We start from the raw sequence: 22,535 nt of genomic DNA, 5'->3' as shown, positions 1-22,535 counted from the left end.
GAACGGTCAGGACAGGGAGTAGACGGCTCCGCTGGCGGCCAGCTCGATCGGCCCGCCGAAGCCGCCGCCCGCGGCCTCCTCCAGCACCCTCGCGCTGTCGTTCCACGGCACCAGGTGGGTCAGCACGAGCCTGCCCGCCTCGGCCTTCGCCGCGTGCTCGGCCGCCTGCCGTCCGGTCAGGTGCAGGTCGGGGGTCAGGTCAGGCGCGTCGAGGAAGGACGCCTCGCACAGCAGCAGGTCGGCGCCCTCGGCCAGCCGCACGAGCTCCTCCGACTCACCGGTGTCGCCCGAGTAGGCGAGCGTCACGCCGCCGTGCGTGACGCGGAAGCCGTAGGCCTCGACGGGGTGGTTCACCAGCCCCGCCGTGACCTCGAAGGGGCCGACGGCGAACCGGCCCGGCTCCAGGGCGGTGAACGCGAAGGCGGTCTCGAGACCGGGCTCCTCCGGCATCCCGTAGGCGGCGGCCAGCCGTCGCGGGGCGTCACCCGGCGCGTACACGGGAACCCGGGGGTACGGCGCGCCGGGGCCGTACGTGCGGGCCACGTGGTAGCCGCAGATGTCGAGGCAGTGGTCGGCGTGCAGGTGCGTCAGGCAGATGGCGTCGAGGTCGTACAGGCCGATGTGACGCTGGAGCACGCCGAGGGAGCCGCTGCCGAAGTCGAGCAGCATCCTGAACCCCTCGGCCTCGACCAGGTAGCAGGAGGCGGGGCTGTCCGGCCCGGGAAAGCTTCCCGAGCATCCGACGATCGTCACCTTCATGAGGACCTCCCGTTCGAGGTGGTGCTACCCCCAACAGCGGCCCGCTCGACCGCGTCGATCTCCGGCCCGAGAAAGCGCCTGCCCAACTGGGCGAAGAGCGCGGAGTCGCCGGTCGCGCGGAAACGGTGCAGGGGGGAGGTGGCACCGTTGACGAGACCGCGGTCGTGCAGGATCCGGTAGACGTCCTTGGCCGTCTCCTCCGCGCTGGAGACGAGCGTGACGCCGTCGCCCGCGACGTAGGAGATCGCGCCGGTGAGCAGCGGGTAGTGGGTGCAGCCGAGGATGAGGGTGTCGCAGCCGGCCTCCTGGATGGGCGCCAGGTACTCGCGGACCGTCTCGATGAGCTGGTCGCTCATCGTCTCGCCGCGCTCCACGTACTCCACCAGGCTGGGGGCGGCCACGCCGATGAGGCTCACGTCCGGAGCGGCGGCGAAGGCGTCGTGGTAGGCCATCGACTCGATCGTGGCGCGGGTGGCGATGACGCCGACCCTGCCGTTGCGGGTCGCCTTGACCGCGCGCCTGGTCGCCGGCTGGATCACCTCCACCACCGGCACGTCGTAGCGCTCCCGCGCGTCGCGCAGGACCGCCGCGCTCGCGCTGTTGCAGGCGATGACCAGCATCTTGACGTCGTGCTCCACGAGGTGGTCCATCACCTCCAGCGCGTACTTGCGCACCTCGGCGATCCGTTTCGGCCCGTACGGCTGGCGGGCCGTGTCGGCCACGTAGGTGATGGACTCGTGGGGCAGCTGATCGATGATCGCTCTGGCGACCGTCAGGCCGCCCACCCCGCTGTCGAAGATTCCAATGCTCGCGTCCGGCACGTTTCAGAGGGTAGGCGACCTGCGGGATCACGACAGCGTAAGAATCCTCACACGGCGTTTTTCAGCCTCGTCCTACCCTGGCCAGCTGCCGCGACTGCGCCACCAGCCGCCCCGCCGAGTCCCACACCTCGACCTCCTCGTCGAACCAGCCGTCGGCGATGAGCCTGCCGCCCGCCACCAGCGTGAGCCAGCCGGGGGCGGGCAGCGCCCGCAGGTGCCAGGTCAGGTCGACGGTCGGGGCCCAGCCGCGCAGCCCGGCGGAGAACACCACGGGCGGCAGCGCGTCGACCGCCAGCGCCAGCACGTAGGGGTCGGGGTCCTGGGGCTCGGCCATCCTGAAGTAGGCGCGGGCCTCGGGGCGTCCCGTGGGGGCGCCGGTGAGCCAGCCAATTGTGGGCGGGTCGAAGCGCATCTCCATCTGCGCGTTCAGCGTCATGCCCGACTCGGGCTTGGGGTCGGGGAGTTTGACGCAGTCCTCCACTGCCGGCAACACCACACCCGATTTATCCGCAAATATCGGCTCAACGTCGGTCAGGGTGGCGGTCGTGATCAACGATTCGAGCTGCGGCACGTCGTCCTGGATCAGCCTCGCCCTGGTGAAGGCGGCCGTCCGGCCCGCCTTCAGCTGTTCCACCACCACCTTGGCGGGTCCCGGCCGGGGCGACCTCAGGAACTGGGTGGTCGTGCTCACCGGATGCTCGTGCGGGGAGGAGTCGACCGCGGCCCGCAGGATCACCGCCATCAGGTAGCCGCCGTTGAGCGGCCCGCCGATGGAGTAGCCGGGATCGAGGCACACGTCGTAGGTGCCCTCGTCGACCCTGATCGCCTGCGTCGCCTCGTCGAACTTCGTCATACCTGCTCCCGAACTAAGTTCTAGTGGCTCCATACTCTACGACATCTCGCCATCAGCGCGCCTACCTGCGGAAACGCCCCCAGGGTGGAACAGTTGGATCATGAGTTTGACAGCTCTCATGGGTCAGTCGGTCTGGGACGTGCACGGCGTGTGGGTCGGCCACGTCGTGGACGTCCGCGTGGTCAGGAACCGGTCGGAGTCCATGCAGAGCCACACCGTCATCGGCCTCGCGGTGTCGGCGAGACGCGCGCCGCTCCTGCTCGGCCTGACCCGCGACCGGCAGGGCAGGCTGGGCTGGCTGTCGGAGCTGCTGGCCCGCGTCGTCTACGCGGGCTGCACGTTCGTGCCATGGGAGGTCGTGAAGTCGAGCGACACGGGCGAGGTGCACCTCAGGGCCGAGCGCAAGGAGCTCACCCGCGTTTAGGCGGGGTCACAATTGGGGTGTTTCAGTACTTTGCAACCAGCACTCTAGTCACATGCACTAACTTCTCAGTGGTCAATAAGTCCACTTTGTGAGTTGAGTGATGTCGGCGAATACTCCCCCTGGCGGCCAGGACCCCGAGCGGACCACGGCCTACCGTTGGAACCAGGACCAGCCCCCGGCGCAGGGCGGTCAGCCGTACCAGCAGCCCTACCCGCCCCAGCAGCCCTCCGCCCCGCAGCAGCCGTACCAGCAACAGCCCCAGCAGCAGCCGTACGGCCAGCAGGGTTACGGTCAGCAGGACTACGGCCAGCAGCAGGGCTACGGCCAGCAGCCGCAGCCCGGCTACGGCCAGCAGGCCGCCTACGGGCAGCAGCCCGGCTACGGCCAGCAGCAGCCCCCGTACGGCCAGCCCCAGCAGCCGCAGTACGGCCAGCAGAACCAGCAGCAGTACGGCTACGGCGAGCAGACCGTCCAGGAGCCGTCGGCATGGCAGCAGCAGGGCCCCGAGGGATGGGGACCCCCGCAGCAGCCGCCGTCCTCGGGAAAGAAGGGCGGCAGGGGCTGGCTCATCGCCGGCATCGCCGCGCTGCTCGTCGTCCTGGTCGGCGGTGGCGGCGTCTGGGCGGCCAGCTCGTTCCTCGGCGGCGGCGGCACGCAGCCGCACGAGGTGCTCCCCGGCGGCGCGGTAGCCTACCTGCGGCTCGACCTCGACCCCGCGGCCAACCAGAAGCTCGCGCTGTTCAGCCTGGCCAAGAAGTTCACCGTCACCAAGGACAAGATCACCGGTGACGACCCCCGCAAGGCGCTGTTCGACGCGGTCAAGGACGACAACGACGACCTGGCCAAGATCGACTTCGCCAAGGACGTCGACCCGTGGCTCGGCAGCAGGGTCGGCGCGGCCATCCTCCCGCCCGCGGCGGGCGGTAAGGAGCCCGGCTTCGCCGTGGCCGTCCAGGTCAAGGACGAGGCGCAGGCCAAGGCCGGTATCGCCAAGCTGATGGGCGACGACAAGTACGGTCTCTCCTTCCGCGACGACTACGCGCTCCTCACGGCCGACCAGGCCACGGCCGACAAGTTCGCCGCGGGCCCGGTCCTGTCGGAGGACGCCGACTTCACCGGCGACTTCGACGCGCTGGGTGAGACCGGCGTGCTGTCGATGTGGATGCACGTCGGCAAGGCCAACCAGTTCGCCAAGGACGCCGTGCCCGCCGGGTCCGAGGCGATGTTCGAGAAGATGAAGAACACCAGGTTCGCCGCCGCGCTGCGCTTCGACTCCGCCTACGCCGAGTTCGCCGGCATCGTGCGCGGCGCCGAGGAGCTGTCCACCGGCGACCCGCAGGCCGCCTCCATCGGCGGTCTGCCCGCCTCCACCGTGGGCGCGCTGTCGATCTCCGGACTCGACGAGGCGATCACCAAGCAGTGGGCCGAGCTGCAGAAGACCCTGTCCGCCAGCGGCGACGGCAGCTTCCAGCAGTTCACCGACATGGCGCAGCAGAAGTTCGGGCTGTCCCTGCCGGCCGACCTGTCCACGCTGCTCGGCAAGAACCTGACCGTGGCGCTCGACAACGACGGGCTGGCGAGCATGAACCAGTCCGGCCAGATGCCGAAGGTCGGCGTCCGCATCGTCACCGACCCCGCCAAGGCGCAGGAGGTCATCGGGAAGATCGAGAAGTCCTTCACCGACGCCGGCCAGCCCGCGCCGCAGATCGCCAAGGTTCCCGGCGACGGCACCCTGACCCTGGCGACCACGCCCGAGTACGCCAAGCTCCTGTCGGAGGACGGCGCGCTGGGCGAGAGCGAGGCCTTCACGACCGCGATCCCCGACGCGGACGCGGCGACCTTCGCGCTCTTCGTGGACGTGGACAAGCTCGAGCCGCTCTACATCAACTCCCTCGAGGGCGACGACCAGGCCAACGCCAAGGTCTTCCGCGCCGTGGGGCTGAGCGGCAAGCAGAGCGGCGGAGAGGCCAGCTTCTCACTCCGCGTGCTGTTCAACTAACACCGACCGTAAAGGGGCCGCTGCCTGACACCAGGCAGCGGCCCCTTTCGTTTTCTCCCGCTCATTCGCTTCTTCGGTCCGCGCGGCGATCGGCGTGACCGTTCTATGCGGGACATCGACTCACCCGGACGGCCGAAGCCGACGCGCGTGAGCGGCCGGGTCGCTATGCCACGGCGGATCGACGTCTGTGCAAACCGTCCGCCGCAGCCGACGCACGCAAGCAGTCCGCGGTGGTGCGGGCGGGTCAGGCCCAGAGTTGGCCCTCCAGGCGGGTCTCCGCCTCGTCGAGCGTGCCCTCGTAGGCGCCCGTCGACAGATACTTCCATCCGCCGTCGGCCACGACGAACACGATGTCGGCCCGCGCTCCCGCCTTCACCGCCTTGGCCGCCATCCCCAGCGCCGCGTGCAGCGCCGCGCCGGTGGAGACGCCCGCGAAGATGCCCTCGGTCGACAGCAGCTCCCTGGTACGGCGCAGCGCGTCACCCGAGCCGACCGAGAACCGCGTCGTCAGCACCGACTCGTCGTACAGCTCGGGGATGAAGCCCTCGTCCACGTTGCGCAGGCCGTACACCAACTCGCCGTAGCGCGGCTCGGCGGCGACGATCTGGACCTCGGGACGGTGCTCGCGCAGGAAGCGGCCCACGCCCATGAGCGTGCCCGTGGTGCCGAGTCCCGCGACGAAGTGCGTGACGGTCGGCAGGTCCTCGAGAATCTCGGGCCCGGTCGACTCGTAGTGGGAGCGCCAGTTGGCCGGGTTGCCGTACTGGTAGAGCATCACCCACGACGGGTTCTCGGCCGCGAGCTGCTTGGCCACCCTGACCGCCTCGTTCGAGCCGCCGGCCGCGGGCGAGGAGATGATCTCGGCGCCCCACATCCGCAGGAGCTGGCGGCGCTCGTCCGAGGTGTTCTCCGGCATGACGCAGATCAGCTTGTAGCCCTTGAGCCGGGCCGACATGGCCAGCGAGATGCCGGTGTTGCCGCTGGTGGGCTCGAGGATGGTGCAGCCGGGGGTGAGCAGGCCGTCCTTCTCCGCCTGCTCGATCATCCACAGCGCGGGACGGTCCTTGATCGAACCGGTGGGGTTACGGTCCTCGAGCTTGGCCCAGATCCGTACGTCGTCGGAGGGCGAGAGCCGGGGCAGTCCCACGAGCGGGGTGCGACCGACGGAGTCGATCAGAGAGTCAAAACGCATGATGTACGGCTTCCGCGTCGGCGTTCACAGCATCTGGGAATGAAACGGGCCACCAGGACCACGGCGCCCCTCGAAACCACCCGGCCCGGCCACCAGGACCACCCTAGGCCCCCACGACCAGCCCGAAGGCCTACGGCCTCGAGGATTTGACGTCCTCACGACCGTGGGATCCCACAGTCATCGAAGCCCGGCCTCGAAGACCCGAAGTCCCCGCGACCTCGGCCCTCAGGAACCCCGAGTCACGACGACCCAGGCCCTCAGAGACCCCGAGTCCCGACAACCCTGGCGCTTAGGGACTGGGGCACCGGCGACACTGGTTCGGAAGCTCGGAGACCCACTCCCATAGAGCAGCAGGCCCCGGGACATCGGAGTGGTCCTGGGAGGGGCGGCCCGTTCCCTGCACCCCAGCCCGGCGTGGAGATCGCACGCCGGGACCAGGGCCGGGAGCGGGCTCGCGGGGTGCTAGCGGGAACCGCCCGCGACCGCGGGGAGCACGGTCACGGTGTCGCCGTCGGCGACAGGCGTGCCGAGCCCGCCCAGGAAGCGGACGTCCTCGTCGTTGAGATAGACGTTCACGAAGCGGCGCAGCGCTCCCTGGTCGACCAGCCGGTCCTTGATGCCCGGGTGCTGGGCCTCCAGGTTGCTGATCAGCTCGTCGAGCGTGGCGCCCTCCGCGTCGACGGCCTTGGCGCCGTCGGTGTAGGTGCGCAGGATGGTCGGGATGCGAACCTCGATGGCCATCGCGGGTCAGTCTCCTCATTCATGTCGTCGTCCACCGGGCAGAACACCGGTGCGGGAAAAGGGATTCCGGAAAACTGCCGGTCAGCGACAGTCGTAGACGACAACAGACGGAGTGTGCGCGAAGAGGAAGCTCTGCACAGGCCGGACCGTCATGGACAGCAGTTTACCCTTGGCGCGGATCGCCGGGACTCGCCGTCTCACGTGATGGTCACCTCCTCCTCGGTGATCACCCCGTCGACGATGCGGTAGGAGCGCAGCTCCACCTTCTCCCCCAGGTCCTCCCTGGTGGAGACGAGCACGTAGTGAGCGTTCGGCTCCGAGGCGTAGCTCACGTCGGTGCGCGAAGGGTAGGCCTCGGTGGCGGTGTGCGAGTGGTAGATCACGACGGGCTCCTCGTCGCGGTCGTCCATCTCACGCCACACCCGCAGCTGCTCCATGGAGTCGAAGCGGTAGAAGGTGGGCGAGCGCTCGGCGTTCTCCATCGGGACGAACCTCTCGGGAACGCCACCACGCCCGGCGATCACCCCGCAAGCCTCGTCGGGGTGGTCGGCGCGGGCATGCGCAATGATCTTGTCAACAAGATCCTGCGAGATCGTCAGCATGGAGCAGAGAGTACCTGGGCCACCAGGACCGCCTCGACGTCCGGTGCCCGCCTCCGCGGCCACCCGACCAGCACACCACGTGAACGGCAGGCGGGGGCTCACCCGAGGAAGCGAACCGAACACGGGGACAGCGCCCTCGTCAGAGAGCACGGGCGGGCGAGCCGGGGGGCGCGATCCTGACCGGAGGGTCCCAGTGGGGGTTCACCAGAGGGCGCGGACCAAGGTGTCCTGGAGGTAGGTGAGCCAGTCGTAGGTAACGAACGCCGGATACCGGGGATCGTCCTCGGACATCGTCGCGATCTCCTCGTGCACCTCCTCGGTCACCTCCAGCCGCGTGCCCAGCGCCAGCCGTACGTCATTGAGCGACCGCAGCCACGCCTGGGCCTGTTCGGCCGTGAGCTCGGTGCGCCCCGGACGGGCGGTGTCGAGCATCGTCTGGGCGTCGGCGCGCTTGCCGTCGCGCAGCGTCGCCTCGGTGTAGCGGCGGAACTCTCCCGCCTCCGCCTCGTCGGCGTAGGCAGAGGGGAACAGCCGTGCCAGCACGGGATCGGTGGGCTGCTGCGGAGAGCCGATGCCGAGCGCGCGCTCCAGCGGGTCGTCGCCGGTCTCGCCCGGCGCCACGAGGCCGAGGACCTGGGTCACCAGAGAGCGCAGGATCGAGACCTCGGCGGCCTCGAACTGCGCGATGACGCCGCCGCCGTGACGGGACTTGAAGCCCGAGCTCACCTGCACCACCTCACGAGAGCGAGTCCGACTGGAGCGTCGCCCAGAGGCCGTAGGAGTGAAGAATCTGCACATCGCGTTCCATCTCTTCGCGCGTGCCGCTCGACACGACGGCCTTGCCCTTGTGGTGGACGTCCATCATGAGCTTCTCGGCCTTCTCCTTGGAGTAGCCGAACACGGTCTGGAACACATAGGTCACGTACGACATCAGGTTGACCGGGTCGTTCCAGACGATCGTGACCCATGGCAGATCGGGCCGGACGTCCGATGAAGGGCGCTCGACGGCGATTGGAGCGGTGCTACCCACATCCCCGAGTCTGCCCTATCTGGGCCGTAGTCTCGAACTCGTGAGAATGACCATGAGCACTGCGTTGCTCACAGATCACTATGAGCTGACGATGTTGCAGGCCGCCCTCCGCAGTGGCGCGGCCCACCGGCGAGCTGTCTTCGAAGTGTTCGCGCGCCATTTGCCCGGCGGACGGCGGTATGGGGTGGTCGCCGGCACCGGCAGAGTGCTGGACGAACTGCAGCACTTCCGCTTCGGTGAGGAAGAACTCACCTTCCTCCGCGAGCACAACGTCGTCGACGAACCGACTCTGGCGTTTCTCGGCGATTACCGATTTTCCGGGAGCCTGTACGGCTACCGCGAAGGCGACCTGTATTTCCCCGCCTCGCCGATCATGGTCGTGGAGGGGACGTTCGCGGAGGCCGTCCTCCTCGAGACCATGATCCTGTCCATCCTCAACCACGACTGCGCGATCGCCTCGGCCGCCTCTCGCATGACCAACGCCGCGGGCGGCCGGCCCATCATCGAGATGGGCTCCCGCCGTACGCACGAGCGGGCGGCCGTCGCCGCCGCCCGCGCCGCGTACATCGCCGGCTTCTCCTCCACCTCCAACCTGATGGCCGGACGCGAGTTCGGCGTCCCCACGGCCGGTACGGCGGCGCACGCCTTCACGCTGCTCCACGACAGCGAGCGCGACGCCTTCCAGGCCCAGATCGCCTCGCTCGGCGAGAGCACCACGCTGCTGGTCGACACCTACGACGTCGCGGAGGCGGTGCGGACGGCGGTCGAGCTGGCCGGTCCGAAGCTCGGCGCGGTCAGGATCGACTCGGGCGACCTGGCCGCCGCCGCCCAAGAGGTGCGCGAGCAGCTCGACGCGCTCGGCGCGTTCAACACCCGCATCCTGGTCACCTCCGACCTGGACGAGTACGCCATCGCCGCGCTGGCCGCCGCCCCCGTCGACGGGTACGGCGTCGGCACCTCCCTCGTCACGGGCTCGGGCGTACCCACGGCGGCCCTGGTCTACAAGCTGGTGGCCAGGGAGACCGCATCGGGCAAGCTGGAGGCGGTGGCGAAGCGCTCGGTGGGCAAGCCGTCCCGCGGCGGGCGCAAGCAGGCCTTCCGCCTGCTGGACGACCAGGGCAGGTTCGAGACCGAGGTGGTCACGACCTCGGGCGTCGCGCCCGAGGGCGGGCTCCCCCTGCTGCACGAGCTGGTTGTGGACGGCGAGATCGTCGGCGCCGAGCCCCTGATCGCGGCCCGCGACCGGCACCGCGAGACCGTCGCCCTCCTCCCCCAGGACGCACTCCACCTCGGCCGGGGCTACGCGGCCATCCCCACCGAATTCGCCTGACCCTCGCCCTCGCCCCGCCAGCCCACTGGCGGCACCCTCCCAGGCCCCTCCCCCGCCCGCTCCCTCCCGGCTAGCCGCCTCCCTGGCTAGCCCCGTCTTGCATTCCCGCCCTGCTCATGCGGTGCCACTTTGCGCCGGCCTCGCTCGTCCGGCTACGGCCGCCCTGCCCCCGCTACTCGCCCCGCCCTGCTCGCCCGGCTCCGTTCGCCCTGTCGTGTCCGGCTCGTCATGGCCTGCTTGCCCTGGTCCGCCTCGGCGGGTGGGGCATGAGTAGGCTCGACAGTGTGAGCACCGCATTGATCATCGTGGACGTGCAGAACGACTTCTGCGAGGGCGGCAGCCTCCCCGTGTCGGGCGGCGCCGAGGTCGCGGCCGCTATCAGCGAGCATGTGGCCTCCCATCGCTACGACCACGTGGTGGCCACCCGCGACTACCACATCGATCCCGGCTCGCACTTCCACGCCGAGCCCGACTTCGTCAGGACCTGGCCGGCGCACTGCGTCGTGGGCACCCAGGGCGCCGACTTCCACCCCGCCTTCGACACCTCGAAGGTCGAAGAGGTGTTCAGCAAGGGCGCCAACGAGGCGGCCTACAGCGGTTTCGAGGGATCCTCGCCGGCGGGCCAGCCGCTGGGGGAATGGCTGGCAGAGCGCAAGGTCCACACGGTCGACGTCGTGGGCATCGCCACCGACCACTGCGTCCGCGCCACGGCCATGGACGCGGTGGAGCACGGCCTCGCGGTGCGCGTGCTGCTGGGCCTCACGGCCGGAGTGTCCAGGCAGACAACGGAGGTGGCCCTGGCCCAACTCCGCGACGCAGGCGCCACCCTGAAGGGCGACCCAGTCGTCCACTGACACCCCGGCGAGCAACCCAGCCGTCCGCTGGCACCCCGGAGGGCGGCTCGGAGCCCTTGGCCGCCCTGCAGCCGCCCGGTCGCCCACTCATGATCCAACGGCGACTCGGTCACCCGCAGCCGCCCCGGAAGGCGGCCTGGAGGGCAACCAGGCGGATCCGGAACCGGCTGATTGTCCACTGACGTCCTAGAAGGCGGCGAGGACGATCTGGTCTCCCATTGGACATCTGCCTCTGCGCGGGCCTGGTCGCCTACTCACGACCGAGGACGGCTCAGCCACCCCCGGACAACCCGGAGGGCGTTCTGTGGGGCAACCAGGTGGCCTGCCAACGACCTGGAAGGTGATCGTGGTTCGCTGACGGTGCTGGGAGGTTAGACACCTCGCAACGCGCCGGCGATGTGATGGTCAAGGCGGTGAGAACTCCTCGCTCCTGAACTACTACGGAGAGCCAGGAAGCTCATCCGACGTGTAGAGGACGTCCCATGCTCGCCTTCGCTCTCGGCCTCGCCTGGCTCGTGCTGTCGCCGCTGTGCCTCTGGTTCCTCGTACGCGGCCGCCATCCGGCCCGTATCGGAGCCGTGCTGACCCTGGTGGCGATGGAGGCGGCGACGGTGGTGGTCAGCGAGGAGCGGGAGTCGCGCGTGGTGGTCGCCTACGACGTGCCTGCGGCGGCGCAGCAGCCCGCCATGGCGGAGTGCGTCGAGCGGACGCCCGTGCCTCAGGCGGCGCGGTTGGGCAGGCGTCACGAGCGGCTGAGGCTCTACTGGGCGGCCGCGTCCGACGAGTGCAGGACGGCCGACGTGGTCCTGCGCCGCAAGGGACGCGAGCTGAGGGTCTGGGTGAGCGAAGGCGCCCCGCAGGGTCGCTGGGAGGGCACGCCGCAGACCCACCACGAAGGCGCCAGGACGGTTCCCGTGCACGTCGAGCACAGTACCGCGTCCCTGGCCCTCACCCTCGACCTGCCCGACGGCCCTCGCTACGTGACCGTGGACGGCCGCTCAGGCAACCGCATCCCCCTGAGCCGCTGAACCCCAGGCTGGCCAACCGATCGATCAGTCGATGAGACGGGGCGGATCGGTGCGGCGGGGACGGGTCGAGGAAGTGGGAGTCGGTCGGCGTCGACGAGGCGCGGGACAGGCGACGTCAACGAGGCCGAGGTCGGTCGGTGAGGGGCCCATCAGCCGTCGGTGAGGCGGTCGGTCGATGAGGGGGCCGATCAGCCGTCGGTGAGGCGGTCGGTCGGCGAGAGGGCCGATCAGCTCTTGGTGAGGCGGTTGGTCCGTGATCCGGCAGGCGGTCAAGGAGCCTGACGTGACGGCGGGCACCGGAGTCCTGCTGGAGTATGCGTGATGGGCTGACGGCCACCGGTGACCCCGGTGGCCGTCAGCCCGCTGTGCCGTACAGAAAGCTCTTAAAGCTGTGCCGCACAGAAAGCTCCTAATAGCTGTGCCGTAAAGGAGCTCATGGAAAGTGCGCTAGCGGGATCGTTGCGTCGCCCATTGGCGGATCTTGTTGATGCGCTCCTGGACCTGCTCCCCCGTCGCCTGGGCGATCGGCGGGCCGCCGCAGGCGCGGCGCAGCTCCGAGTGGATCACCCCGTGCGGCTGCCCCGTGCGGTGGTTCCACGCGCCCACCAGCCCGTTGAGCTCCTTGCGCAGCTCGGCCAGCTGCTCATGAGGCGACATGACCGGCTCGGCCGGCTTGGGCGCGCGCCGCTTGGCCGCCTGCTGGTCGGCCTGTCGCTTGCGCAGCAGGGAGGCCACCTGGTCGGGTTCGAGCAGCCCCGGCAGGCCGAGGAAGTCCTCCTCCTCGGCGGAGCCGACCTCGGCGCCCGTGCCGAACTCGCCGCCGTCGAACAGGACCCTGTCGAAGGTGGCATTCGTCTCCATCGTCTCGAACGGCAGCTCGTCGCCGAGGACGTCTGGGTTGTCCTGCCGCCTGTTGGCGTTCTCGAGCAGGCTGTCGTCGAGGCCGTCCTCGGGCGGGCGCTTGTTGAGGACGTGGTCGCGCTCGAGCTCCATCTCGTTGGCCAGCCCCATGAGGGTCGGCACCGAGGGCAGGAAGACCGAGGCCATCTCGCCCCGCTTGCGGGCGCGCACGAAGCGCCCGACCGCCTGGGCGAAGAAGAGCGGCGTGGAGGTGGAGGTGGCGTAGACGCCCACGCACAGGCGGGGGATGTCGACGCCCTCCGACACCATGCGGACCGCGACCAGCCACCTGTCCTGCGACGCGGAGAACTGCTTGATCTTCTTGGACGCCCCGGGGTCGTCGGAGAGCACGACCGTGGCGCCCTCGCCGGTGATGTTGCGCAGGTGGCGGGCGTAGGCGCGGGCGGCCTCGTGGTCGGTGGCGATGACCAGGCCGCCCGCGTCGGGCACGCCGCGACGCACCTCGGTGAGGCGGCGGTCGGCGGCCTGCATCACCTGGCGGATCCAGTCGCCCTTGGGGTCGAGCGCGGCGCGCCAGGCCTGGGAGAGCTGGTCCTTGGTGAGCGGGGTGCCGAGCGTCGCGGCGATCTCGTCGCCCGCCCTGGTGCGCCACTTCATCTCGCCCGAGTAGGCCAGGAAGATGACCGGGCGCACGACGCCGTCGGCCAGGGCGGGGCCGTAGCCGTAGGAGTAGTCGGAGACGCTGCGCTTGAAGCCCTCGGCGTCCTCCGCGTACTCGACGAAGGGGATGGGACTGTCGTCGGACCGAAAGGGGGTGCCGGTGAGGTGGAGGCGGCGGGTGGCGGGCTCGAAGGCCTCCTTGATGCCGTCGCCCCACGACTTGGCGTCGCCCGCGTGGTGGACCTCGTCGAAGATGATCAGCGTCTTGCGCGCCTCCGTGCGGGCCCTGTGCAGCGCAGGGTGCATGGCGACCTGCGCGTAGGTGACCGCCACGCCGAGGTAGTCGCGCGAGGTGGTGCCCTGGCTGTTCTTGAACTCGGGATCGATCGCTATGCCGACCTTGCCCGCCGCGTCGGCCCACTGACGCTTGAGGTGCTCGGTGGGCGTGACGATGGTGATCGCCCTGATCACGCCCTGGGTGAGCAGCTCGCTCGCGATGCGCAGCGCGTAGGTGGTCTTTCCCGCGCCGGGCGTCGCGACGGTCATGAAGTCGCGGGGCTCGCGCCTGAAGTAGAGGTCGAAGGCCTCCTGCTGCCAGGCGCGCAGTTTGGGCGCGGTGCCCCAGGCTGCGCGGTCGGGATAGGAGGGCGACAGGTGGGATGCCGCGAACGTACTCACGCCATCACCTCTGGGACTCGTGTGCTTCGCTCTCTCACAGTGACCCAAGGGTAATCGGGGGCACCGACAAGACGTGCCGTGCTAAGCGGATCCTGGCCAAGCTCACCTCTGCGTGCTATTGGGCTTATCGCACGCTCGTCATGACCTCGTCGAGCGCCTGCCTGCTGGTGGTTTCGTCGGGTTGGAGGAGCCCGACGACGACGACCGTCCTGCCGGGTTTCGTGAGAAGCATCACTCGAAGATACGCCGGACGGTTCACCACGTCCTTGTACTCCGCGCGGAGCGAACGCGTGTGCCCGCCGTACGGGCCGATGGTGATGGGCCGGTCCTCGACCACGCGCACCGTGTCGCCGTGCAGCAGCAGCCGGGAGTAGAGCTCCGCGGCCTCGGCCGTGGCCCTGGCCGCGTCGGCGGGGGCGCCGCTCGGCCGCGCCATGACCAGCGCCTCGCCGCCGCGGCGGGCGGCGGAGGTGAAGCCGGTGACGGGCGGCACGGGGTCCTGCCGCCACCCTTCGGGCAGCGGGATCGCGACGGCGGCCGTGGCGTCGGTCAGCATCGCCGTCCTGGCCTGATCGGGTACGGCCAGCCGCAGCACGACCGTGGCCAGCCCCGCGACCAGCCCGCCCGCCACGATCAGAGCGAGGAGCGCCCCCGCCCTGCGCGGCCACCGTCGTGGCCTCCTGGGCGCGGCGGGCGCGCCGTACAGCCGGGCGGAGGGCGGCAGGGTGTCGGGCGGCAGGGCGTCGGGCAGAGACCGCTCCACCGTCCGCCTGAGCTGCGGATTCCACGGCGGATCCGGGTCGGGCGAACCCGGCGGCCACACCCGTCGATCGTCCTCCATGCCGCCGTCTTATCACTCATGCGGGCGGCCATCAGGGGATTCGTGATCGCTGGGGCGCGAGGGGGAAATGAGTTCAGGTCCTGATCCTGGAGGCGATCACCACGGCGGCCAGCGCGATGGCGCCCATGAGGAGGGCGATCACGACGAACCCGGTCGAGATCTGGGCGGGCGCGTGCCCGATCAGGTTGATCAGCGCGCCGCCGACACCGATGGCGAGCGCGGCGCCGAGGGTGTCCATGACCTGCATCGCGGCGGAGTTCTTGCCCTGCTCGTCCTCGGGCGACTGCCGCATCATGGTCACGCTGACCGTGGTGACGGAGATGCCCATGCCGAGTCCGGCGACGATCCACGCGGGGACCGCGACCCAGCCGCTGAAGGGCGGCAGTGCGGTGAGCATCGTGCCCAGCACTCCGACCAGCACGGCCGCGGCGCCGAGCCGCAGCAGCTTCTGCGCGGAGTAGGCGCGCCTGCTCTGCAGGTAGGCCCCCGTGGACCAGCCGAGCGCGCCGGTGGTGAGCGCGATGCCCGCCTCGGCGGTGCCGAAGTGCTTCACCTGCGTGAGGACGAGCGGGATGAAGGAGTTGACGCCGAAGAACGCCGCCGAGTACATGCCGCGCATCATGATCGTGGTGGGCAGTCCGCGGGCGAACCTGAGCGCGCCCTTGGGCAGCAGCCTGGGCAGGCCGATGACGAGCAGCGCCAGGCCGCCCACGGTGGCGAGGCCGCCGGCGACCGGCGACTGGTGCACCCGGTCCACGCCGAACAGCAGCAGCGCGGCGCCGCCCGCGGTGGCGGCCGCCGCCATGATGCGCGGCACGGACCGCACCGCCTGCTCCGGGTTGCCCCGCGAGCTCTGCCTGAGCGCGGGAAGCAGCATGATCAGGGCGGGCACGATGAGCGGGCAGATGCCGTAGAAGACCCACCGCCAGCCGACGGTGTCGGCCACGAGTCCCGCGACGGCGGGGCCGACCATGGCGGGGACCACCCAGGCGGCGGAGATGGCCGCGAAGATCTTGCTTCTGGCCTCGGGGGCGTAGACCCTGGCGATCATGACGTAGCAGGCCACGATGGTCGAGCCGCCGCCGAGCCCCTGCACGATCCTGGCCAGGACGAACAGCTCCTTGTTGACCGCCGCTCCGGCCAGCGCCATGCCGATGACGAACAGCGTGATGCCGGCGATGAACGGCAGTGCGTGGCCCTTCCTGTCCGACCACAGACCCGCCACGACGTTGGCGAACAAGCCGCCGATGAGGAAGGCGGAGAAGCTCATGCCGTACAGGCCGAGGGCGTCGAGCTCTTCCGAGATGGCGGGCATGACCACGCCGACGGACATGCCCTCGAAGGCGACCAGGGTGACGCAGAGAAGGATGCCGAGGCTCGCGGCGCGGTATTCGGAACCGAAGATGCGAGGGGGTGCGTATGGAGTGTCTAGTGTCTTCGGTGCTGTCACCCGCACATCCTAGTCAGGTGGGATCGTCAGGTCTGGGCGCGGTAGGCCGACCACATCTCGTGCATGCGGACGGCCTGCCCCTGGGTGAACTCCGACATGCACCGGTCATGGGTGTAGTCCATGAAGTTGTGGATCGGGTCGGCGCCGGGCTCGGGACAGGTGTCCTTGCTCTCGGGGCACCCCTCGGTGGGCGTGGCCTGCGGCGGGGTGTCCTCCACGCCGTCGCCGAGGGGCCCGCAGCCGTTGTCGAAGGTGTGGAGCAGGCCGAGCCAGTGGCCGATCTCGTGCACGCTGGTGAATCCGCGGTCGAAGTCGGCCATCGCGCCGCCCGGCAGGCTGCGCCAGTCGATGACGACGCCGTCGAGGTGGGGGTTGTTCGCGTACCAGAAGGGATAGGTCGAGTATCCCAGCACGAGTTCGGCCAGCTGGCCGACGTACAGATTGAGGGTGTCCGAGCCACCGCGGCGCAGCTCGGTCTTCATCTCCGCCTCGTGCCCCAGCGGGTTGGCGAACCACGTGGCCTTGGAGGTCACGGTGACGCCGTCGAGGCGGAAGCGCACATTGGTGTCGACGCCGCCGTACTCGCCCGCGTAGGCGGCGTTGAGGGTCGCCACCTGCGCCGTGACCGCCTCGTCAGGAGCTCTGCGGACGCCGTCGCTCAGCACGTGCACCCACATCGGCACGGTGATGGGAGCGGCGAGGTCGGCGGAGGGGCGCGCCCGCGAGGCGAGGTCGGCGAGCACGGCCGCCACCGGGGCGGGCTCGGGACGGGCGTCGCCCCTGCCGTTCCTCGAGGCCGGCGAGCAGCCTCCCGTGGCCGAGGCGGGCGCGGTCGCCACGGCCAAGGGCCAGGCGGCGAGCAGGCACACCAGAGCAGCGGCGGTCGTACGCCGGGCCATGCGATCCCCCGATGCGGCATGAGCTGGTCAATATCGCGACCTTAGCTGCGCCTCGGGGGATTTCCCGCGATCAACACTCACTGCTTGCCGTCGTCACCGTCGCCGCCCTGTGGCAGCCCTTCGTAGATCTCCTTGCACTCCGGGCAGACCGGGTACTTCTTCGGGTCGCGGCTGGGCACCCAGACCTTGCCGCACAGGGCGCGGATCGGCGTGCCGGTCACCATGCTCTCGGTGATCTTGTGCTTGTCGGCATAGTGGGCGAACCGTTCGTGGTCGCCGTCACCGTGCGAGAGCCGCGGGGTTGTTTCCTGCTCTGGAAGGATCTTCGTGCTCACGCATCGAGTGTATGCGGCCGACGCCCTCCCTCCACAAAAGAGCTGCGGCTCCCGCCGGAAACCGGCGGGAGCCGCAGGGCTGGATCGGCCTCAGCCGACGTGGACGGGAGCGCCCTCGGTCGGCGTGGCGCCGCGCTTGACGAACAGCGCCAGGATCGCGGTGAGGATGGCCACGCCCGTGCTCACCAGGAAGGCCAGGTGCATGCCGTCCATGAACGAGTTGTGCACGGCGTTGGTGACCACCTCGGCCAGCTGCGCGGGCAGGCCCTGGGTCGGCGCGGTGCCGAAGGCCGCGGCCTGTTCGAGCAGGCTCAGCTGGGCGGGCGGGATGGTCTTGGCCGCGGGGCCGAGGTAGCCGGGCAGCGTGCCGGCGATCTCACTGGCCATCACCGCGCCCAGGATGGCCGTGCCCAGCGCGCCGCCGATCTGCATGGCGGACTGCTGCACGCCACCGGCGACACCGGCGTACTGGGGCTCGACGTTGCCGACGATGATCTCGGTGGCGCCCACGAAGACCGGCGACAGGCCGAAGGCCAGGACCAGGAACGGGATCCCGCTGTCGACGAACGACGCCTCGATGCCCAGACGGGACATCAGGAACATGGCCAGCGCCGTGATGACCAGGCCCGCGGCCATCGTGATCTTCGGGCCGAGCCGGCCGATCGCCATGCCCGCCAGCGGCGAAGCGATGATCATGCCCGCGCTCATCGGCAGCATGCGCACGCCCGCCTCCAGCGGAGTGAGGCCGTGCACGCCCTGGAAGAAGAAGCCGAGGAAGAACATCGCGCCGAACATCGCGAACGCCACCATCATCATCAGCACCGTGCCGATGGTGACCGACGGGTTCTTGAAGATCGACAGCGGCACCAGCGGCTGCCTGGCCCGGGTCTGCCAGAAGATGAACACGGCGGTCAGCAGCGCGAAGGCGATGAGGAAGCCCACCGTCTTGACGTCGCCCCAGCCCCACTCGGGCGCCTTGATGATCGACCAGACCAGCGAGAACATCGCGCCCGACAGGAGCACGACGCCCAGCCAGTCGACCTTGGCCAGCAGCTGGGTCTTGCTCTCGTTGATGATGAGCACACCCATGATCAGTGCGGCGATGCCCACCGGCACGTTGATGAAGAACACCGACTGCCAGGTGGCGTTCTCCACCAGCAGACCACCGACGATCGGGCCCGCGGCGCTGGACAGACCGATGATGCCACCCCACGCGCCCATGGCCTGGTTCAGCTTCGGGCCGGGGAAGGCGTTGCGCAGCAGCGCCAGGGCGGCGGGCTGGAGCAGCGCGCCGAACAGGCCCTGGAGCACGCGCAGGATGATCAACTGGGTGATCGAGCTGCAGAAGCCGATGGCCAGCGAGGTCAGGGTGAAGCCCGCGACACCGATCAGGAAGATCCGCTTGTGGCCGAACAGGTCACCGAGCTTGCCCGCGGTGATCAGGAAGACCGCGAGCGCCAGCAGGTAACCACTCGTCACCCACTGCAGGTCCGACAGGGTTGCCTTGAGATCCGCGCCGATGCTGGGGTTGGCGATGCCGACCACGGTGCCGTCGAGCATCACCATGATGACGCCGAGCGAGACCGCCAGCAGCGTCAGCCATGGGCTGCCCTTGGTGCCCCCTTCCGGATCCGACGGCATCTTCGCCGTCATGGTCCTGGCTTCGGCCATGGAAGTCCCCCTAATGCATACGAATCGATAGTCGAGGGCAAATTTATGGCACAGGATGACAAATGACAAATGGTTTTATTTAGCAGCCGCTGACATGTGGCACACTGTGACAGGGAGGTTGCCATGGGCCTACGGGAGCGTAAAAAGGAGAAGACGCGACTCGCGATCCTCGACGCGGCGCTCGACCTGTTCCTCGAACAAGGATACGAGATGACCACCGTGGAGCAGATCGCGGGGTCCGTCGAGATCTCAGCTCGCACGTTCTTCCGCTACTTCACCGGCAAGGAGCACGTCGTCCTGTGGTTCCACGACCACAGCGAGGAGGTCCTCACCGAGGCGCTCCTGCACCGGCCCGACGACGAGCCGCCCTTCACGTCCCTCCTGCAGGCGTTGCGCGTCATGATGCGAGAGTTCAACGACGCGACACCTGACGACACCGAGAGATTCATGAAGATGCAGCGGCTCATCGAGTCCAACCCCGCGCTCGCCGGCAGGAGCGTGGCGCGCGGCGTCGAGACCGAGCGGCGCCTGGCCGTCGAGGTGGCCCGGCGCCAGGGCCTCGACCCCGCCGTCCACCAACTCCCCCACATGGTCGTCGCCTACGCCATGGCCACCGTCAGGGTCGGCTTCGAGTGCCCCAGACCGAAGATCACCAGCATGGGCGAGATGTTCGACCGCGTGGAGGCCGCGCTCACCCTCGCCGAGCGCAGCTTCCGCCCCGGCTGGGACCTCGCCGGCTAGTTCATCGTCGGGTCGTCGGGGTGGGTGGCCACGAAGGCCAGCTCCCCGTGCTGACGGCGCAGCACGGAGCGCCACAGCCGCCCGGGGTCGGCGTCGAAGGTGTCACCCGCCTCCGAGTCAACGACGTACCACGCCCCCTCGGCGATCTCGCTCTCCAGCTGACCCGACGTCCACCCCGCGTATCCGGCGAAGATCCGCATCTGGGCGATCTCGCCCGCCAGGATCTCGGGTGGCGCGTCGAGATCGACCGTGCCCAGCCGCGAGACGGCGGGCGTGCCCGCGTGCAGCCGCCGCCAGCCCAGCGGCTCCTCCCCGCTCGGCACCGCGGCCAGGGCCAGCGCGCTGTCGGTCTGGACGGGCCCGCCCTCGAAGAGCACGGCGGGACCGCTCACCAGGGTGTCCCACACCGGTAGCACCTGGGTGACGGCGATCTCGCTCGGCCGGTTCAGCACCACACCGAGAGTGCCGCCGTCGACGTCGTGTTCGAGGATCAGAACCACGCTCCGCCGGAAGTTGGGATCGTCGAGCAGTGGCGTCGCCACCAACAGCCCGCCGACGTAGATCGCCTCCGCCATGACTCCATCATGACCGGTGCGGAGCGCATCCCGCGCCCCCGAGCGCCTGATGTTACCGAGCGCATACATATGGGCACTGTAGGTAGCAAAGATCACAATCTTGAAGTGCTCGGGAGAAGCCATGACCACCGGGAACCGACTCGCCCTCTCCCTGCTGCTGATGCCGACAGGGGCGATGATCCTCTTTCCGACGGCCGCCTCCGCGGATGACCTCAAAGAGAACGACCCTTTCACCATGACGGTCCGCGAGCAGAACTGCGACACGAACATGGTGCCCGTGCTGCTCGAGAGCAACAGCGACTACGCGGCCGGCTTCACCGTGGAGAAGGACGACCACCTGGTCGAGCGGGGCACGGTGAAGGCGCGCAGGAGCACGACCGTGTACGTGCCGATCCCGAGGGGGCGCTCGGCCAGCATTCAGGTCAACCACGTCAGCAACGAGCACGACGACAAGCTGGTCGACGCCCATCGGGTCTACAACGACTGCCCGAGGCACAGTGCCGGCTGGGGAAACGGCAGGTGGCGGAACTGGGGTGAGGGCGACGGCCACCTGCCGTACACGGGCCCGCCCGCCGACCTCATGGGCAAGCTGGCCACGGGGGCCGGGCTCGTGCTGATGGGCGGGATCGTGTGGTGGTACGGCTCGATCTGGCCGCGCCAGACGCCCGACGGCCCGCTCACCAGGGCCGTCGGCAGGCGTCCGGGCGCCGGGGAGTAGACCGTCAGGCCTCGGTGAAGCCGCGCGCCCTGCCGCCGGCCGACTCCCTGACCGCCGCCGCGACGGCGGTGGACACATCGGGGTGGAAGACGCTCGGGACGATGTAGTTGGGCCCGAGCTCCTCAGGGGTGACCACGGCGGCCAGCGCGCCCGCCGCCGCCAGCAGCATCTGCTCGGTGACCTCCGTGGCCTGGGCGTCGAGCAGGCCACGGAAGACCCCGGGGAAGGCCAGCACGTTGTTGATCTGGTTGGGGTAGTCGGAGCGGCCCGTGGCCACGACGGCGGCATGCTCGCGGGCGTCGTCGGGCGAGACCTCTGGCTCGGGGTTGGCCAGGGCGAACACCACGGCGTTCGAGGCCATGGTGGCGATGTCGTCGCCGGTCAGGATGCCGGGAGCCGAGACGCCGACGAAGACGTCCGCGCCCTTGACCGCGCCGCGCAGGTCGCCCGAGTAGCCCTCGGCGTTGGTGTGCTCGGCGATCCAGCGCAGGGAGTCGTCGAGGTCGTCGCGGCCCAGGTGGACGGCGCCGAGGTAGTCGCAGACGATCACGTTGCGGGCGCCCGCGGCCAGCAGCAGGCGCAGGACGGCGGTGCCCGCCGCGCCGGCGCCCGCCATCGTGATGCGGACGTCCTCGATGCGCTTTTCGACCACGCGCAGGGCGTTGGTGAGGGCGGCGAGCACGCAGATCGCGGTGCCGTGCTGGTCGTCGTGGAAGACGGGGATGTCGAGCAGGTCGCGCAGGCGGGCCTCGACCTCGAAGCAGCGCGGCGCGGAGATGTCCTCCAGGTTGATGCCGCCGAATCCGGGCGCGATGGCGCGGACGATGGAGACGATCTCGTCGACGTCCTGGGTGTCGAGGCAGATGGGCCACGCGTCGATGCCGGCGAAGCGTTTGAACAGCGCCGCCTTGCCCTCCATGACGGGCAGCGCGGCGGCCGGGCCGATGTTGCCGAGGCCGAGGACGGCCGAGCCGTCGGTGACGACCGCGACGCTGTTGCGCTTGATGGTGAGGCGGCGGGCGTCCTCGGGGTTGCGGGCGATGGCCATGGAGACGCGGGCGACGCCCGGCGTGTAGGCCATCGACAGCTCGTCGCGGTTGCGCAGCGGCACCTTCGACTGCATCTCGATCTTGCCGCCGAGGTGCATGAGGAAGGTGCGGTCGGAGACCTTGTGGATGACGACGCCCTCGACCGCCTCGAGCTGGTCGACGATCTGCTGCGCGTGGTCGGTGTCCCTGGCCGCGCAGGTGACGTCGATGCGGAGCTTCTCGTGCCCCGCGTTGGTGACGTCGAGTGCCGTGACCACGCCACCCGCCGACTCGACGGCGTGGGTCAACTGGCTGACGGCCTTGCCGCCGGCCGGGACCTCGAGTCGCACGGTGATGGAGTAAGACACGCTCGGGACGGTGGCCACGTCGATCGCTCCTTTGCGCCTGACCAAGGATGCATCCATGGTGCCACCTTCGGCGAGTC

Annotated in this window: 23 protein-coding genes; 7 read left to right on the top strand and 16 right to left on the bottom strand. The window is 69.7% G+C overall.

Annotated features, from left to right (window positions below; translation table 11 throughout):
* Positions 1 to 6 precede the first annotated feature (6 nt).
* The 3 genes from H4W81_RS44790 to H4W81_RS44780 form a co-directional block, all read right to left on the bottom strand.
* Positions 7 to 759: an MBL fold metallo-hydrolase gene (locus H4W81_RS44790; RefSeq protein WP_192780352.1), complete on the bottom strand. Its 753-nt coding sequence runs from the start codon at positions 757 to 759 to the stop codon at positions 7 to 9.
* Positions 756 to 1,580 carry a glutamate racemase gene (gene murI, locus H4W81_RS44785; RefSeq protein ID WP_192780351.1) on the bottom strand — a complete coding sequence of 275 codons (825 nt, stop codon included), beginning with the start codon at positions 1,578 to 1,580 and terminating at the stop codon, positions 756 to 758. The genes H4W81_RS44790 and murI overlap by 4 nt, the downstream gene beginning before the upstream one ends.
* Positions 1,581 to 1,641: 61 nt before the next feature.
* Positions 1,642 to 2,433, bottom strand: a complete 792-nt coding sequence (locus H4W81_RS44780; protein ID WP_192780350.1) for a thioesterase family protein — start codon at positions 2,431 to 2,433, stop codon at positions 1,642 to 1,644.
* 100 nt (positions 2,434 to 2,533) lie between these two features.
* Between H4W81_RS44780 and H4W81_RS44775 the strand changes: the two genes are divergently transcribed.
* Complete coding sequence (locus H4W81_RS44775) at positions 2,534 to 2,857, top strand: hypothetical protein (RefSeq protein ID WP_192780349.1); 324 nt, start codon at positions 2,534 to 2,536, stop codon at positions 2,855 to 2,857.
* Positions 2,858 to 2,957: 100 nt separating this feature from the next.
* Positions 2,958 to 4,856, top strand: coding sequence for a DUF3352 domain-containing protein (locus tag H4W81_RS44770; RefSeq protein WP_192780348.1), 1,899 nt, complete (start codon positions 2,958 to 2,960; stop codon positions 4,854 to 4,856).
* Between the two features lie 244 nt (positions 4,857 to 5,100).
* Here the strand turns inward: H4W81_RS44770 and H4W81_RS44765 are convergent, their stop codons facing one another.
* From H4W81_RS44765 to clpS, 5 genes are all read right to left on the bottom strand, one after another.
* Positions 5,101 to 6,048 carry a PLP-dependent cysteine synthase family protein gene (locus H4W81_RS44765; RefSeq protein WP_192780347.1) on the bottom strand — a complete coding sequence of 316 codons (948 nt, stop codon included), beginning with the start codon at positions 6,046 to 6,048 and terminating at the stop codon, positions 5,101 to 5,103.
* Positions 6,049 to 6,510: 462 nt separating this feature from the next.
* Positions 6,511 to 6,789, bottom strand: coding sequence for a MoaD/ThiS family protein (locus tag H4W81_RS44760; protein WP_192780346.1), 279 nt, complete (start codon positions 6,787 to 6,789; stop codon positions 6,511 to 6,513).
* 197 nt (positions 6,790 to 6,986) lie between these two features.
* On the bottom strand, positions 6,987 to 7,391 hold the full coding sequence (locus H4W81_RS44755; protein WP_192780345.1) for a M67 family metallopeptidase: 405 nt from the start codon (positions 7,389 to 7,391) through the stop codon (positions 6,987 to 6,989).
* Between the two features lie 201 nt (positions 7,392 to 7,592).
* Entirely contained in the window at positions 7,593 to 8,117 is a 525-nt protein-coding gene (locus H4W81_RS44750) for a DUF2017 domain-containing protein (protein ID WP_318782462.1), read from the bottom strand.
* 10 nt (positions 8,118 to 8,127) lie between these two features.
* Positions 8,128 to 8,421: an ATP-dependent Clp protease adapter ClpS gene (gene clpS / locus H4W81_RS44745; RefSeq protein WP_183648967.1), complete on the bottom strand. Its 294-nt coding sequence runs from the start codon at positions 8,419 to 8,421 to the stop codon at positions 8,128 to 8,130.
* A gap of 46 nt (positions 8,422 to 8,467) precedes the next feature.
* Between clpS and H4W81_RS44740 the strand changes: the two genes are divergently transcribed.
* The 3 genes from H4W81_RS44740 to H4W81_RS44730 all read left to right on the top strand — a co-directional run bounded on the left by H4W81_RS44740 (position 8,468) and on the right by H4W81_RS44730 (position 11,633).
* The gene (locus tag H4W81_RS44740) at positions 8,468 to 9,751 is read left to right on the top strand and encodes a nicotinate phosphoribosyltransferase (protein ID WP_192781424.1); all 1,284 of its coding nucleotides are present in this window, start codon (positions 8,468 to 8,470) and stop codon (positions 9,749 to 9,751) included.
* Between the two features lie 284 nt (positions 9,752 to 10,035).
* Positions 10,036 to 10,605, top strand: a complete 570-nt coding sequence (locus H4W81_RS44735; protein WP_318782461.1) for an isochorismatase family protein — start codon at positions 10,036 to 10,038, stop codon at positions 10,603 to 10,605.
* Between the two features lie 482 nt (positions 10,606 to 11,087).
* Complete coding sequence (locus tag H4W81_RS44730) at positions 11,088 to 11,633, top strand: hypothetical protein (RefSeq protein WP_192780342.1); 546 nt, start codon at positions 11,088 to 11,090, stop codon at positions 11,631 to 11,633.
* A gap of 447 nt (positions 11,634 to 12,080) precedes the next feature.
* Here the strand turns inward: H4W81_RS44730 and H4W81_RS44725 are convergent, their stop codons facing one another.
* The 6 genes from H4W81_RS44725 to H4W81_RS44700 form a co-directional block, all read right to left on the bottom strand.
* Complete coding sequence (locus H4W81_RS44725; RefSeq protein ID WP_318782460.1) at positions 12,081 to 13,832, bottom strand: DEAD/DEAH box helicase; 1,752 nt, start codon at positions 13,830 to 13,832, stop codon at positions 12,081 to 12,083.
* A gap of 124 nt (positions 13,833 to 13,956) precedes the next feature.
* Positions 13,957 to 14,673 carry a hypothetical protein gene (locus H4W81_RS44720; RefSeq protein WP_192780341.1) on the bottom strand — a complete coding sequence of 239 codons (717 nt, stop codon included), beginning with the start codon at positions 14,671 to 14,673 and terminating at the stop codon, positions 13,957 to 13,959.
* 73 nt (positions 14,674 to 14,746) lie between these two features.
* Positions 14,747 to 16,123, bottom strand: a complete 1,377-nt coding sequence (locus H4W81_RS44715; protein ID WP_192780340.1) for an MFS transporter — start codon at positions 16,121 to 16,123, stop codon at positions 14,747 to 14,749.
* A 26-nt stretch (positions 16,124 to 16,149) separates the two neighbouring features.
* On the bottom strand, positions 16,150 to 17,022 hold the full coding sequence (locus tag H4W81_RS44710; RefSeq protein ID WP_192780339.1) for a zinc metalloprotease: 873 nt from the start codon (positions 17,020 to 17,022) through the stop codon (positions 16,150 to 16,152).
* Positions 17,023 to 17,099: 77 nt separating this feature from the next.
* Positions 17,100 to 17,357 (bottom strand): DUF3039 domain-containing protein, encoded by a 258-nt coding sequence (locus tag H4W81_RS44705; protein WP_192780338.1) that lies wholly within the window; start codon positions 17,355 to 17,357, stop codon positions 17,100 to 17,102.
* A gap of 90 nt (positions 17,358 to 17,447) precedes the next feature.
* On the bottom strand, positions 17,448 to 19,028 hold the full coding sequence (locus tag H4W81_RS44700) for a DHA2 family efflux MFS transporter permease subunit (RefSeq protein WP_192780337.1): 1,581 nt from the start codon (positions 19,026 to 19,028) through the stop codon (positions 17,448 to 17,450).
* Between the two features lie 123 nt (positions 19,029 to 19,151).
* Between H4W81_RS44700 and H4W81_RS44695 the strand changes: the two genes are divergently transcribed.
* Entirely contained in the window at positions 19,152 to 19,769 is a 618-nt protein-coding gene (locus tag H4W81_RS44695; RefSeq protein WP_192780336.1) for a TetR family transcriptional regulator, read from the top strand.
* On the opposite strand, the gene H4W81_RS44690 is transcribed toward H4W81_RS44695, so the two are convergent.
* Positions 19,766 to 20,344, bottom strand: coding sequence for a YqgE/AlgH family protein (locus H4W81_RS44690; protein WP_192780335.1), 579 nt, complete (start codon positions 20,342 to 20,344; stop codon positions 19,766 to 19,768). The two genes, H4W81_RS44695 and H4W81_RS44690, sit on opposite strands and share 4 nt — an antisense overlap.
* 121 nt (positions 20,345 to 20,465) lie before the next feature.
* On the opposite strand from H4W81_RS44690, the gene H4W81_RS44685 reads away from it, so the two are divergent.
* Positions 20,466 to 21,062 (top strand): hypothetical protein, encoded by a 597-nt coding sequence (locus H4W81_RS44685; RefSeq protein WP_192780334.1) that lies wholly within the window; start codon positions 20,466 to 20,468, stop codon positions 21,060 to 21,062.
* 4 nt (positions 21,063 to 21,066) lie between these two features.
* Here H4W81_RS44685 and H4W81_RS44680 read toward each other — a convergent pair whose 3' ends face one another.
* Positions 21,067 to 22,476, bottom strand: a complete 1,410-nt coding sequence (locus H4W81_RS44680) for an NAD-dependent malic enzyme (protein ID WP_192781422.1) — start codon at positions 22,474 to 22,476, stop codon at positions 21,067 to 21,069.
* Positions 22,477 to 22,535 lie beyond the last annotated feature (59 nt).

This window comes from Nonomuraea africana, assembly GCF_014873535.1.
In the GTDB taxonomy this organism is placed as follows: Bacteria; Actinomycetota; Actinomycetes; order Streptosporangiales; family Streptosporangiaceae; genus Nonomuraea; species Nonomuraea africana.
The sequence above is the reverse complement of the archived record's forward strand: the minus strand, read 5'-3'. Positions and strand labels throughout refer to the sequence as shown.

Coding starts and splice junctions, on each gene's coding strand:
- H4W81_RS44710 (WP_192780339.1), bottom strand. CDS start 17,022: ATGGCCCGGCGTACGACCGCCGCTGCTCTGGTGTGCCTGCTCGCCGCC.
- H4W81_RS44775 (WP_192780349.1), top strand. CDS start 2,534: ATGAGTTTGACAGCTCTCATGGGTCAGTCGGTCTGGGACGTGCACGGC.
- H4W81_RS44770 (WP_192780348.1), top strand. CDS start 2,958: ATGTCGGCGAATACTCCCCCTGGCGGCCAGGACCCCGAGCGGACCACG.
- H4W81_RS44740 (WP_192781424.1), top strand. CDS start 8,468: ATGACCATGAGCACTGCGTTGCTCACAGATCACTATGAGCTGACGATG.
- H4W81_RS44755 (WP_192780345.1), bottom strand. CDS start 7,391: ATGCTGACGATCTCGCAGGATCTTGTTGACAAGATCATTGCGCATGCC.
- H4W81_RS44690 (WP_192780335.1), bottom strand. CDS start 20,344: ATGGCGGAGGCGATCTACGTCGGCGGGCTGTTGGTGGCGACGCCACTG.
- H4W81_RS44720 (WP_192780341.1), bottom strand. CDS start 14,673: ATGGAGGACGATCGACGGGTGTGGCCGCCGGGTTCGCCCGACCCGGAT.
- H4W81_RS44695 (WP_192780336.1), top strand. CDS start 19,152: ATGGGCCTACGGGAGCGTAAAAAGGAGAAGACGCGACTCGCGATCCTC.
- H4W81_RS44780 (WP_192780350.1), bottom strand. CDS start 2,433: ATGACGAAGTTCGACGAGGCGACGCAGGCGATCAGGGTCGACGAGGGC.
- H4W81_RS44700 (WP_192780337.1), bottom strand. CDS start 19,028: ATGGCCGAAGCCAGGACCATGACGGCGAAGATGCCGTCGGATCCGGAA.
- H4W81_RS44760 (WP_192780346.1), bottom strand. CDS start 6,789: ATGGCCATCGAGGTTCGCATCCCGACCATCCTGCGCACCTACACCGAC.
- H4W81_RS44730 (WP_192780342.1), top strand. CDS start 11,088: ATGCTCGCCTTCGCTCTCGGCCTCGCCTGGCTCGTGCTGTCGCCGCTG.
- H4W81_RS44790 (WP_192780352.1), bottom strand. CDS start 759: ATGAAGGTGACGATCGTCGGATGCTCGGGAAGCTTTCCCGGGCCGGAC.
- H4W81_RS44685 (WP_192780334.1), top strand. CDS start 20,466: ATGACCACCGGGAACCGACTCGCCCTCTCCCTGCTGCTGATGCCGACA.
- H4W81_RS44765 (WP_192780347.1), bottom strand. CDS start 6,048: ATGCGTTTTGACTCTCTGATCGACTCCGTCGGTCGCACCCCGCTCGTG.